2 protein-coding genes are annotated in these 15477 nt (G+C 37.6%); both read right to left on the minus strand.

Going from position 1 to position 15477, the window contains the following annotated elements:
* On the minus strand, nucleotides 1-11537 hold an 11537-nt coding region (locus DMB68_RS09185; RefSeq protein WP_110346404.1), incomplete at its 3' end, for a SprB repeat-containing protein.
* Nucleotides 11538-11669: 132 nt separating this feature from the next.
* Entirely contained in the window at nucleotides 11670-15476 is a 3807-nt protein-coding gene (locus DMB68_RS23735) for a PorP/SprF family type IX secretion system membrane protein (protein WP_110346405.1), read from the minus strand.
* Nucleotide 15477: the final 1 nt, after the last annotated feature.

Raw genomic sequence — 15477 nt, forward strand, 5'->3', positions numbered from 1 at the left:
GGTAAATATCTGTTTACTGTAGTGCTTCCGTTAACAATACAGCCATTGGCATCCTTAACAGAATAAGCAATAATCTGGTCTGTGCCGTTATCGCTTACAACTAAAGTGTTAACGCCGCTATAAGTAGTCGAGCCGTTAAAACTATAAGTATAAGGGAAGGTACCTGTACCGGATGTAGCTGTTACCGTAACAACTGCAGGCTGGGCAACATTGCCTGAGTTACAGCCAAATGGCGTAACTGAAGCTGTAGCTGCCAATAATACAGGCTCGGTGATCGTTACCGGTAATGAATTTAATGTACAATTTCTTGCGTTACGCACAGTTACAATATAAGCTGTACCAGCAGATAAACCAGTAAACGTATTCGTTGTTTGTTCAGTTACACCACCATCTAAACTATATTTATATGGACCTTCTCCAGCAGTAACATTTACTGTGATTGTACCATCGACACCTCCATTACAACTAACATTAGTAACTGTTGTTCCAAATACTGTGGTTGGAATTGGATCTAAATCGAAACTAGTTGTTGTTCGACACACCGTAGCATTATTAGCATCTGTAACTCTAAACACATAATTTCCGGCTGTAGTAGCAGAATATGGATTTGTAGCAGAAACAAAACCTCCGTTATTGAAATTTACTTCATAAGTATAATTAGACGCTGGTATTGTATTTCCACCAGTTGTATTTAAAGTAATTGTCGCAGCAGGTGAAGTTGTACAATCTAATTCTTTTGTTAATGATGCAGATAAATTTAATTTAGGATATACTTCATAATCAACGTTAGCAGTACAACCGTTTCCATCTTTAATAACTAAATTATAAGTCCCCGCTGCATTAAATGTAAAACTTGGTGAAGCCTGGAAAGCACTTCCATTTACACTATAAGTAGCACCGCCTACTATATCCGGATCTACTGTTCCTGAAAAAGTAATGGTAAAAGGTGTTCCATCATAACAAACTGAAGTTGCTGGCGGAGTAACTATAGGTGCATCATCTGCGTCTAACGTTACAGCTGCAGTTTTAATACAACCGTAAGCATCTTTTGCGTAAACAATATAATTTCCTGTTATACTTGTTGCAAAAGTTGTATTTCCAGTCCAACCTGCTGTACTTGCTGTTGGTGCTGTAGCTGATGCTAACAAATATTGATAGGTGTAAGGTGCTGTACCATCTTTCGCTAAAGCAGCAATCACACCATCTGCGTTACAATTTACATTTTTAATTTTTGAAGCTGTAACTGATAAATCAATAGCAGATTGTGTAATACTAAATGGAGCTGAAGATACACTACACCCTGCATTTGTTGCACCTGTATCTTCTGTAATTAAAACGAAATAATTACCAAATGGCAATGTACCAAAATTATTTACAGTTAATGATCCAGCAGCAGGAATAGTAGCACTTACTACACCTCCAATAGGCGTAACATTTTGAGAATTATAGATTTGATACTTAACTGGGGTATCTACACCATAAGTCTGATTCATTGTAAATGTTACATTACCATTTGCAGCACCTTTACAAGTAATGTTACTTTCCACTAAAGGATTAACCGTAATAGTAGAACTTGTTCCAATTGGAAACTCAGCTGTTTCATAATAGTAACATCCTGTACCTGTACCCCCATGGATAGGAGCAGCATCATATACCACAAATGTATAAGTAACTCCAGGTATTAAATTATTAAATGTCGTTTGTTTGCTTCCTGCCGGAGTTTCAGCCAGCCAAGTACCAGTTGGATAAGAAGGAGCACTGCCTGTATATAAGCTAAAATAAAATGGCCCAGTACCAATAGTACTTGTCGGAGAAGAACTTACTGCAACAAGGGCTGATCCTAGTCCAGAACAAACTCCCGGAGCAGCAGAAACCGTAATATCAAGATCATTCGGTGGTGAGGCTACTAATACATTTTGAACTAGTTTTGAACAACCATTTGCATCAACTACATTAATTTGATATAAACCAAAATCAACTACATTAAAACTAACCGAAGTCGTACCTGCATTATTTAATTCAGAATTATTATAACCGTTGACACCTGTAACAATATAATCATAAGGCCCTACACCTCCTGTTACACTATCAACGATTACAGATCCTTTTGAAATACCTGAACCATTACAAGTAATTGGTACGGCATGACTTGTAACAACAATATCAAAAGGCTGTGTTATAGTAATATCCTCAGTATCCGTACATCCTCTTGCGTCAGTTAATGTTACGGTATAAACTCCTGCAGCCAATCCTGACGTTTGAGTACCGTAATCAAATCCTGTTGTGTTATTTTTTATATTGAATACAAATGGAGCTAAGCCTTTTGTATTATCAATTGCAATTGCAATTGCCGCAGTATCGTCTCCATTACAATTAATAGATTGTATTTGAGTAACCCCAATGTTTCCTGGTAAAGTTGTATCATCAATTACAGGATTAACCGTTGGTGTAACAACGATTGCAGTTGTTGTAGATGCTGAACAAGTATTTGTATCAGTAACTGTAAAAGTATAGTTTCCTGGAGTACTTGTTGAAAATACATTTCCTGCGAAAGTTCCAGTATTTGGGGAACTTGTATAAATAAATGGTCCTGCACCACCAGTTGGTGTTAATGTAATTTGTGCAGCCGTTGGTGCCGGATTACAAGTAATATCTTTATTTAAAACTGCACTTAGAGTTAATTGTGGAGCTACTGTAACTGAGTTGCTATCTGCAGTACAGCCGTTAGCGTCTTTTACACGGATAGTGTATGTACCTACCGATGTTATTGTAAAAATATTAGATGACTGATAAGAACCACCATTAATACTGTAAGATAAAGTTCCCGTTCCTCCTGTTACCGATGTGCTAATGGTGTATCCTCCAGGAGTACCTAAACAACCAGATCCAGTAGCAACAACTGCTGTTGGCGCATTATCTGTTGAAACAGCAACATCTACTTTAACTGTACAGCCATTGGCATCTTTTACCCAAACATCCCAGTTGGCATTTGTTAACGGATTTAAATCAGCACTATTGCTGGCAACGTAATCTGCTGCCACAGGAGCAACTCCGTCTTGTTTATAAGCATAGGTATAGGTTGGCGTACCTCCTGAAGCAGTTATGGTAACCTTAGAGGTAGCAACATTACAATTCGCATTCACTGCTGTATAACCAGCCGATAAAACTGTTGGCTGTGTAATGGTGATAGAAGTAGATGCTGTACATCCTGTAGTCTCATCTGTGAAAACAACAGCATAAGTACCTACACCAAGGTTTGGCAGGGTAAACGAAGCCGCGCTCTGAGCCGTAACGGCAGGGTCTGTGTTTACTTTATAGCTGTAAGTAGAAGTAAACTGGCTCACATCGTATCTGATAGAACCTGTAGAACCTCCATTACAATATACATCGTTCAATTTAGTAGCTGTCGCTGCAATTGGATTAACCACCGGAACTGTATGAGATCCTATGGAATAACAGCCACTTGCATCGGTTACTTTGAAACTATAAGTAACTCCTCCGGCCAATCCACTGAAAATACCTGTAGTATTTGATGTAACAGAAGCTGCAGGTGCTGTAATTTCATAAGTAAACGTCGTACCAACTCCTGTACCTGCTGCTTTGGCAACAGTAACGGTACTGGTAGTACGAGAAGCTGGCGCACAGTAAATATCCGTATGGGTAATACCTGAAATTACTGGTGGATTTAATCTGTTGATAACAACTGAATCTGAATAAGTACAGCCATTATTGTCTTTTACGATATAATGTATCGTTTGGTCTGTTCCATTATCGGAAACCGTGAAAGTTCTCGTACCTGTAAAAGCACTTCCCTCAAAACTATACGTATAGGGAGCAGTTCCTGTAGTTGGCACTGCAACAGTAACAACTGCAGACTGTTTAACATTGGTAGTATTACAGCTAAAAGCAGTCGCTGATGCCGTAGTAGTCAAGGCTGTTGGCTGGGTAATGGTTACATTTACCAAACCTGTACAACCCTTGCTGTCCTTAACATAAAAAGTATAAGGACCTGCAGCCAATCCTGTAAAGGTAGCCGTTGCAGTAAAGCCGCTTGTAGCATTATTACTGTAAGTATAACCACCTGAACCCCCAGCCCCTGTTAAGGTAACTGAACCATTGGATGCTCCTCCGTTACAGCTCACATTTACCTGTGTAGCTGTTACTGTAGGATCTGAAATCGTATTTACTGTAGCTGTAGTGGTAACTCTACACCCTGGAGTATTAGAATCTGTAACTCTAAAAGTATAAGTACCTGCTGTAGCTGTCGTATAGACATTACTTGCCATTGCTGTGTAGGTAGAACCTCCATTGGCAGAAACTTCATAACTATAAGCCGTTCTGCCTCCTGAAACCGTAAGGGTAATCTGCGCCTCTGGTGTCGTTGGCGAACAGCTAAGCTCTCTGGTAACGGCTGATGTAGCAGTCAACTGTGGGTAAACCGTAACTGCTGCTGATGGAACAGTACAGCCGTTGGCATCCTTAATATGAACCGTATAAGTGCCTGCAGAAACCGTAAAGACAGGGCTGGACTGGAATGTGCCAGTAGCACCGCCAATACTATAGCTCAATGGAGCAAGACTTGTCGATGATGGCGTAGCGGTAATAGTAAAGCCACTGCCTGAACCTGTACACTGGTTGTCTACTGATACAGTTAATGATGGGGTGTTGTCGCTTATAATGTCAACTCTTCTTTTTGCAATACATCCATTAGCATCTTTTACATAAATATCCCAAGCCAGATTCGCTCCTGAGTTTGTATCAATCGTGAAAACTGAACCTGAGGCATAAGCTGATGTAGGAACTGCCGATGGGTTTATTGCATAAGCATAAGTATATGCCGGTGTACCTCCTGTAGCTGTTACTGTTATTTGTGAATTATCATTGTTGCAATTTACATTTGTACCAACCGCACTTGTAATAGATACTGCCGCTGAAGGCTGTGCAAGGGTTACGCTATAAGTAGCCGGACATTTTGTTTTTATATCGGTAACTGTAATGGTATAACTACCCGCAGATAAATTATTCAAATTAACAGTATTTGCCGTTTGATTAGTATTAGAATCAACTGTTACATTTGCTGAGTTTCTAACTACATAGTCGTAACCACTAGTACTAACTCCTGAAACTGTAAACTGAATATTTCCAGTCCCACCATAACATGAAATTGGGGCAGTAACAGAACCTCCGGCTGTAATAGCAGGAATTCCGCTAATAGTATGTGGTTTTGCAAACGTACAATTCGTTTGGGTATCCGTAGCCTGGAAAACATAACTTCCAGCAGCTAAACCTTGGAAAATTCCTGTAGAATTTGCCGTTGCATTATATCCTGAAGGACCTGATATAATTTGATAACTGAAAGGGTTTGCAACACCTGTTTTTACAGCCGTAACTGTTACTTGACCTCCTACTGGATTAGTTGAACAATCATAACCATTATCAACAATTGTTATATCTGTAATTGGTTCTAATACCCCAATAGTTACAGATAATGGTCCAAATTGACAACCATTTGCATCCTTAATATATGCAGTAACTGTTCCAGAAACTGAAGTAGAATAAGTATTAGCATTTGTAAAATTAGAAGTACCGTTAAAACTATATTGATAAGAACCTGAACCTCCTGTAGCTGTAATAGTTACTACTGCAGGAACAGTACCGGTAGCACTACATTTTAACTCTGTAGCCCCAATATTTCCCCCAACAGCCATTGGATTTATGATAGTAACATCACTCACTGCAGATTCACAGCCCTTACTGTCAATTACTTTAATATTATAAGTACCCGCTGCTAAACCGGTAAACTGGTTTGTTGACTGAGTTGTATAAGTAGCCGCAGAACTTAATTTAATTGCATAAGTATAAACAGTTGTAGCTCCATTTGAAGCCGTAACCGTAATAGTACCATCGTTAGCATTATAACAGGTAATATCAGTTTTATTAGATGTTAAAGTTGGTGTTGTTTTTGCAGAAACCACAACTGTGCTTGTTGCCGGGCAACTTTTACTGTCTGTAACTGTAAATACATAACTTCCAGACTGAGTTGCTGTATAAGGGAAAGATGTAACAGTAACAGCTGTTGCTCCATTACGGGAAACTGTATAAGTATATGGTCCGTAACCACCTGTTACAACTGCATTAATTGAAGCATCTGCCAGACATGTCAGGTCCTGAGCTAAACTTGCATTTAATTGCAATTGAGGTTCAATAATAATGTTTGAAATTGTTGCTGTACAATTATTGCTGTCTGTAACTAAAATAGTATGCGTCCCAGGGGCAACATTATTAAACGTATTAGTTGTAATTGGAGTATTATTATCTAATTTATAGGTATAAGGACCAACACCTCCAGATGCAGTAACAACCAAACTGGCAGGATTAGAAGGTGTGTAACACCAGTCTGTTGAAGCAGCCAAAGTTGCAGTTGGTGCAGTTGGATTTGTAATTGTTATTGGTGCAGATGGCTGAGACAAACAATCATTTGCATCTTTTACCTGAACCCTATAAGTTCCCTGAGCTACATTAGAGAAAGTTTTATTTGTTTGAAATGGAACGACAATTCCTGAAGAATTGCTCAATTGATACTGATAGCTTCCAGTTCCTCCTGTAACTGTCGTAGCCGTTATGGTTCCTCCTGTTGTACAAGTTGGATCTGTTTTATCTACCTGAAAAAGAATTCCCTGAGGAGACTTAATTTCTGAATCAAATTTGAACTCACATTTTCCTGCGGAATCTGCAGAATTATATTTTACTATTACATTATACATTCCTGCTCCTAACCCTGAAATTATTCTTGGTGAAGTTGTTGAAGTATTCCATGGACCATTATTAATCGAATAATAAAATCCTGTAGTCGTATTAAAATTGGTTGCAGTAATGGTAATACTTCCGTCATTTGAAGTGCTACATTTTGTGTCCTGAAAGATCGGTGTTGGTGCATTAAAAGCACTGTTACTATTAATAACTACTGGAACACTTTTTTCATTTCCACATGATTTTGGTAATTGACGAACCCAGATATCATCAATTATTAAGTCATTTCCTCCTCGTTCAGTACTTCCGGAACGAATTCTAAATGTTAGATTTGTATTGTTCTTAGGGTCTAACGAAATACTTATTGGTACCCATTTTGTTCTATTTGGGTCATTTGTTGCTTCAGCAATTTTTCCGGTATCTTGTGTAGCAACAACATTTCCGGAACCATCAACCAATTCAAATCGAACAATTGGAGCTGCTCCACCATAATTTATATTTAACAAATTGGCAACATATAAATCAACTATAATTGGCTGATTAGGAATAACATCTACAATTGGTTTACTGTATAAAATTCCATTAACACCAGCTGCCTCACCAATATTTACTAATAAATATCTTCCGTTTGGATCTACTCCATTAGTAGTATGATCTTTAAATGGATACCATGCTGTATCATTTCTCCAGAAGAAACTTGCAACAGAATATTGATTATCTTCAACAGAACGAGTTGGTGTACCATTTAAAGAACATGTATAAGGTGGATTTACTCTTTGGTCATTAAAACAATAAGCAGCTGCAATACCAGGAGAAGTAGTAGGTGCTCCTGAACCAAAATTTTCTTGCAATAAATTACTATAACTAGAAACTGTTTCTACCTTATACTTTACAATTACTGTATGATTTCCAGAAGGAACATTGTAAAAAGTACCACTTGTTATCGGCGTGTTTGCAACTGGAGTACCCGTTCCGGTTTGCAGATAATATTCATAACTATAAGTTGCACCGGATGAAGTTGGTGTATTTACAACCACAGTAGCTGTAGCCGTACCATCACAATTGTATACCGGATTAATATTACTATCAATTACCGGGTCTGCCGGTTTAGGATCCAGAATTACATCGTAAGGAATTTTATAAATACATCCTTTAGAATCTCTTACGCGCAAATCATAAGAAGCAGTTGATGCTACCACATATTTTTCAAATGAAGCCTGCCAATTAGCCCCTCCATCAAAACTATATTGATATGGAGCTGTACCTCCCTGAACATTGGTAATTCGTAACAAACCTGTTGGCTGTCCTCCTTGTAAAGGTCCACAACCCGCAAGTTCACCAACACCAGCCGAAGCAGTTAATGCTGAAGTTGGTCCTGTTATAATATATTGTTCAGCCGGGTTTTGACACTCTACACCACCTAAAGTATATTTTACAACCAAATTATAAGTTCCTGCTGCAAGGTTTGAGAAAACAGGACTTGATTGGAATGCTCCACCAATACTATAAGACATTGTATGTCCATTTGCAACGATATCGATTATTCTTATTTCTGCCTTATCCTCATAACAATTAATATCAGTTTTCGTAACATTATAAGTAGGTTTAGCATTATCCGGAACTACAATCGAAACTGTTTTTTCACAGTTATTTGTTCCTACAACTCTTATAGAATAAGTACCCGGAGTTGTAACATCTATTTCATTAGAAGTTTGAAAAGTAGCAGATCCATTAACAAAATAATAAAAAGCATTACTATTATTTCCCGACTGAGATGTTGTTATCAAAATCTTACCTGCACTACATGAAGTTAAAGGTGTCTTAATTGACGGTGTCGCTTTAATCTCCCCCGCAGGACTATTTATTCTAACAGTATTACTAGTATAAGTACATCCATCGTCTGTTCTTACTGTAAAAGAATAATTGCCTGCATCTAAATTATTAAAAAGTTGATCTGCATTGGCAACCGGACCTACTTTTTGAACTGAAGTACTTCCTCTGAAAAGTTCGTAGTAATACTGACCTCTTACTCCTGAAGTATTAACTTTTATACTTCCTTTTTCTCCAAAACATATTGGATGAGTTGGAATTGTTTCAACCACTAACTTTCTGTCTACTATACTAACAGAAACTTCAAAAATACAAGGGTTTGTTGTAACGTTTTTTTGCTTGATGTAAACTGTATAGTTTCCAGCCGTATTTATTGGAGAAAAAACATTACTGTCCTTATAAGTTCCGTTTTTCGTTAAACTATATTCATATCCGGCAGGAACTCCATTTACGGTAATTCTTCCTTTTGTATTACAATAAATATCGTTATAAGTTACGGTCGGATTTAGTTCGTTTTTATAAACATTGAAATAGAACTGATTGAAACAATCATTTTGATACCTAATAGTTAAGCGATATTGTCCTTTTGTATCTGCTTTATAATCAGGTCCTGTTGCTACTTGCTTCCATGTACAAAATTCGCCTTCATTGGCACATTTATCATTTGCTACAGCAGGGCATTGAGGCTCGCCTTCAACCAGCTTTTCCCAAACTATTGTAGTCCCCGTTGCAGATATACCTGTTTTAATGTCCCTAAAATCACTGGCACCACATAAAAACAAATTAGGCAAAAATTTACCACTATCCGGACATTGGGTAATATTCCCTGCATATGGAGCTCTCGCATATGGCAATACAGGATTTTCCAATAAATTATTTGGCAATGTAACTGTAAATTTTTCGGCTATAGACAAACAAGGTGCAGGAGCCGTGTTTTTTACATAATAGACTCCCTCTTTTACAACTGTAAGTGTTTGACTCGTTCCTATTACAGGTGTCCCTGTTGGGCTTGTTGACCAGGAATAGCTGCTGTATCCGTTAGCTGCTTTTATCTGAATACTGGTTCCACATAAAATTTCAGTTTTTTCAAACTTACAATCATCAACATCTACTAAAAAGTTAGTAGATTGCGGAATACCAATATTACAGCTTGTATAGGACGACAAACTGTCATCTCCAAATACTGACTTATTTTCCTCACCTGAATAACTTGATGTTGCTTTATTCGCAATAATATTAGAACAAACATCACTAATCTCATTACAAGATTCTACAACTTTAACTTTAAATCGGATAGTATATCTAGGATCATTTTTTTCAACAAACTGATTTGGAATAGTAAATGTAATAATACGGTTTGCTGCATCGTATGTATGAGTAACTTTGTATGTAACACCAGCAATAACAATATCGGGTGGCAAAGAAATTATATCAGCCGGATAATTGAATTTAGTGTTAATAGGTAACTTATCAACTATCGTAAAATTGACAGCATGATCATTACCCTGATTCTGAAACCCAATAACATAATTAAGTTCTTTCCCTAAAGTAACATCCTTACCTTCCATATTAGTTGGAGGACTGGTAGAATAATCAAAAACTTGTTTGGTTAATGTTATTTTTGGTTCAATAATGTCTACGGCAAAAGTCGCTAAGAAAGCCGCATAACCATCTCCTCCTGTAGTATTGGTAAACATTCGGAAAGTTCCATCTGTAGCACCATTGGGGATAACCGAGTTTGTTGGATTAGGAATTTCTAAATAATCAATATCAAAACCCAGATTATTTCGGTTAGTAGGATTACGATTGGTTACCTGAGCATTATCGACTGTAATCGTTGCGTTGAAAAAATTTGAATCTGTTTCAGGCGTAAGCGTAGTGGGATTAAGCGTATTGGTAATGGGTGTAAAAGCGCTATTGGCTGTAGAAGTAGGAACTAAGCCATTTTTAAATAATAAACCATCTCCATTTTTGCTGTAATCACCATCTAAGGCAGCTACTCCAATTTTTGCTTTTACAGAAAATGGGGCTGGTAAAGTCTTAAATCCACTTATTGGAATATCTACAGACAATAATTGATCTGTGCCTTGATCAACATTGGTCATTTGTGCTCCGTCAAAAACCGAGATATATTTACTTGAAACTGTTGGGCTTTCATAAATAACAACTAATGTCCACCCTCCGGCACTTCCTCCTCGTCTAATTCCTCTGGTTGCTCTTATATTTCCAACAGTGTATGTTCCGTCTGCATCGGTTAACGATTGCAATTTAGCCGTCACATCTTTAAAACAAACATAAACGCTATTATTAAAATCATTAGCATTCGAACCTTTAAAAATTACTTCTTTAGGATTTGCTTTATCTGCTGTTAATGTTTCGTAAGCTTTACCCGGCATTTTAAACTTTACCTCATTCCAATCACTTCTGGCATTTGTCCCACAATTAAAACAATTACCATCTGTGCTGGTTTCATTAGGATACATGGCGGACCAATACAAACCTGCAAATACAATTCTCTTACAACCATTGTTAATTAATAAATTGGCACTACTTGAACTTACTGTGCTGTTATCACCATCTATATCTACATAAACAGCATCCAGATCATTGTTGTTACCCGCATCATTAAAAGGTAACGCTTTATCTTTTGGAGTCAGAATTGTGTTCCCTATTAATTTAATATCTCCCTGAACTTTAAGATATTTATTATTATCCTTATCAACGAGTCTACCAGAGAATTTTGTTCCAACCTGCGCTTGTACGACATTAAAAGCAAAAAACAACAAAAACACAAGAATTGCTGTACTCTTGATTTTTATTGCTTTTAAATAATTTACTCCTTTTTTATGGAAAAAAAGATTGCTAAAATCATTAAATTGATTTTTTGCAAAGAAAACAAGATTTGTAATCATTGCTACAACCAAATCTGCAGGTTTAAAAGTAGTAGGGTTTTTCATGGTATTTACTTTTTTTGGGGCTTACTTTTTATCATCTAAGGGGCATTAGAAAATAAAGTCTGGGCGCTTTAAAAATATTTATTTTTCAGTCCTTCTTAATTTTTAAAAAGGACTGTATTTCTTATTCTATTATTAATTTTCAACTTTCACAATAACCATTCTGCTATTGTAAGGTTTGCTTCCTTTTGCTTCTAATGCTTTAGTTGCTCCGGATAAATCTTCATGTTTTTCATAATAAATGTAATATTTACTTGTCGTCACATTATAAAAGAAATTAACATCTGAGCGTCCTGCAGCAACAGCTTTGGTTAAAAATTCATCTCGTTTTTCAACACTGTTATGAACTGCAATAATTAGATAATAACCACTTTCAGAATTTTTAATGTTCTTAATAATTTGCATGTTCGACTGATCTTCACCAAAATCAAAGTCGCTTTCTGTCAATGGTGTACTGCTTAATTTTGTTGTTTCTTTTATACGTTTAAGAGCCGCAACATCCTGTGCATATCTTCCTTCATCATTTTCATAAGCTGCACGTTTAATTCTACGTTTTTTCTCGATTTCTGTTTCAGTCTTAATACGCTCTAAATTTGCAATTAAGGCTATATTGTCTTGTTCTGCCTTAATTTGAGCTGCTTTTAATTCATTGATTTTTTCTAAATAAGCCCTGTTTAAAGCGTCGTTTTTATTAGGAACTTTTTTAAGTCTTTCGTTATATAAATTTGTCAAATTAGCTATTGCATCCTTTTGGGCTCTATTCGCATCTGCTATTTGACTTTTTAGTGATTCTATCTGAGCATTCTCTGCACTAACACTCTTAAATGGTTTTGGCTCTTTATAAATTCCTTTTTCACTCAAATCATTTTCTTCCTTCATATCATTCAGGTCTTTTTGCTTATTAGCAACAGTAGTATTAAACTGAGCAATTAAGTCTGATTGTGCCTTACCTGAATTTTCAACTAATTGGGTTAGGTTATCAAGTTCTTTAGCGGTTTCATCTTTTTGAGCTGCAGCTGCTTCAGCATCGGCTTTTGCTTTTGCTTCTGCTGCAAGTTTTGCCTGAAGCGCTTCCGCATCAGCTTTTGCTTTTGCTTCTGCTGCAAGTTTTGCCTGAAGAGCTTCTGCATCGGCTTTCGCTTTTGCTTCCGCTGCTAGTTTTGCCTGAAGAGCTTCTGCATCGGCTTTTGCTTTTGCTTCTGCTGCAAGTTTTGCCTGAAGAGCTTCCGCATCGGCTTTCGCTTTTGCTTCTGCTGCTAATTTTGCCTGAAGAGCTTCCGCATCGGCTTTCGCTTTTGCTTCTGCTGCTAATTTTGCCTGAAGAGCTTCTGCATCGGCTTTCGCTTTTGCTTCTGCTGCTAATTTTGCCTGAAGAGCTTCTGCATCGGCTTTCGCTTTTGCATCTGCTGCAAGTTTTGCCTGAAGGGCTTCTGCATCGGCTTTCGCTTTTGCTTCTGCTGCCAGTTTTGCCTGAAGAGCTTCCGCATCGGCTTTCGCTTTAGCATCTGCTGCCAGTTTTGCCTGAAGGGCTTCTGCATCGGCTTTCGCTTTTGCATCTGCTGCAAGTTTTGCCTGAAGGGCTTCAGCATCGGCTTTCGCTTTTGCATCTGCTGCAAGTTTTGCCTGAAGGGCTTCAGCATCGGCTTTTGCTTTGGCTTCTGCTGCAAGTTTTGCCTGAAGGGCTTCTGCATCAGCTTTTGCTTTGGCTTCTGCTGCAAGTTTTGCCTGAAGGGCTTCTGCATCAGCTTTTGCTTTTGCTTCTGCTGCTAGTTTTGCCTGAAGAGCTTCTGCATCGGCTTTCGCTTTTGCTTCTGCTGCTAATTTTGTCTGAAGGGCTTCTGCATCGGCTTTTGCTTTGGCTTCTGCTGCAAGTTTTACCTGAAGGGCTTCTGCATCGGCTTTTGCTTTGGCTTCTGCTGCAAGTTTTACCTGAAGGGCTTCTGCATCAGCTTTTGCTTTAACATCGGCAGCTAATTTTATTTTAAGAGCTTCTGCATCGGCTTTCGCTTTAGCATCTGCGACTAATTTTGCCTGCAATGCTTCTGCATCGGCTTTTGCTTTCGCCTCAGCTGCAAGTTTTACCTGAAGGGCTTCTGCATCAGCTTTTGCTTTAGCATCGGCAGCTAATTTTATTTTAAGAGCTTCTGCATCGGCTTTCGCTTTAGCATCTGCGACTAATTTTGCCTGCAATGCTTCTGCATCGGCTTTTGCTTTCGCCTCAGCTGCAAGTTTTACCTGAACTGCTTCTGCATCAGCTTTTGCTTTGGCATCAGCAGCTAATTTTATTTTAAGAGCTTCTGCATCGGCTTTCGCTTTAGCATCTGCAACTAATTTTGCCTGAAGAGCTTCTGCATCGGCTTTTGCTTTAGCCTCTGCCGCAATTCTGGCTTGTCTTGCTTCTGCATCGGCTTTTACTTTCGCCTCAGCAGCCAATCTTTCTTTTTCTGCAGCTAATGCAGCTGTTCTGGCTTTAGCATCTGCTGCAGCTTTTGCTTTAATAGCAGCATCTCTTGCCGCTTTCGTTTTAGCTTCTGCGGCAGCTTTTGCTTTAGCTTCGGCAGCTAATCTCGCTTGTAAGGCATCTGAATCGGCTTTTGCTTTTGCATCGGCAGCTATAATAGACTGTAAATCGGCAGCCTCAGTTTTTGCTTTAGCTTCAGCTTTACGTTTGGCTTCTTCTGCATCAGCTTTTGCTTTAGCATCAGCTAATAGTTTTGTTTTTGTTGCCTCAGCATCCGCATTTACTTTTGCGTCTGCCGCTAATTTAATTTTTAATGCTTCGGCATCAGCTTTTGCTTTAGCATCAGCAGCTAATTTTTCTTTTGCGGCTTCTGCATCAGCCTTAACTTTTTCAGCTGCAGCTAATCTTGCCTGTAATGCTTCAGCATCAGCTTTTGCTTTGGCGTCAGCAGCTAATTTTGCTTTTGTTGCACCATCAACTCTGGTAATTGGAGTGGTTGATTTTTTTGCAATAACTGGTTTTGGCTTAGAAGTATCTACTAAAGAACCTTCATCATCATCACCATAATAATAATTTGTGTTTTTAAATTTATAAGCTAAAGTAAACTCATGCGAAGCTCCCAAATTGGTGAAATTTCCAAGACCTCTTTCATAACTATATTCTATCGCAATGTTCTGTGTTATATTAACTCCTAAACCTGCTGAAATTCCATATAAAGTATTATAACCTGCTTGTGCCCAAATACCTTGTGGTATAGTAAGCATAGCAAGTCCTGAAATTATTGTATTATCTTTTTCAATTTCTGTCTTAACAATTCCTGAAAATTTACTTTGATCAAAGAAACCGTAGCTATCAAGATATCCCGTATACATAGCATGTAGCTCAATTGCTTTTTTAGGATCGTCTTTTACTATTCCGGAACCAAAATTATACAGAAATAAATTGTTCATGGATATTCCAAAGTCAAGGAAAGCAGTTCCGTAATTGATTCCCGGATTTACTGTTAATAAAGTATTTGATGGGTAATCTCCCTCAATGGGATCATCAGAAATTATTTTTCCTTTGTCTAAACCACTTTGATATGCCCCGACATTTAATCCAAAAGTTAAATTACTGTCCTCTTGTAAAACAATATTGTGTGCGAAATTGAAAACTCCGCCAAAAACAGTCATTAAACCATAATTTTGCTGAAACAAACCTACAGCATATGCATCATTTTCTTTTAAACGACCTGAATAATTAAAGAGATAAGTATTTGGAGCGTCGTCAAATTGTATGTATTGTCTTTTATTATAAAAACTTATCATTGGGTTTTGCTCACGTACAAAACTAAATGTTGGGTTAATTAAATATCTATTAAACTTTAATGAATTTCGGATAGGTAATGAAAACGAAACAACTCCATTCTCATTTGTATCCTGAGAATAGAGTAATTGTGATGTACCGTAAAATAAAGTTAAGAATAGTAAAAATTTCTTCATA

This window comes from Flavobacterium hydrophilum (assembly GCF_003202405.1).
Classification (GTDB): Bacteria; Bacteroidota; Bacteroidia; order Flavobacteriales; family Flavobacteriaceae; genus Flavobacterium; species Flavobacterium hydrophilum.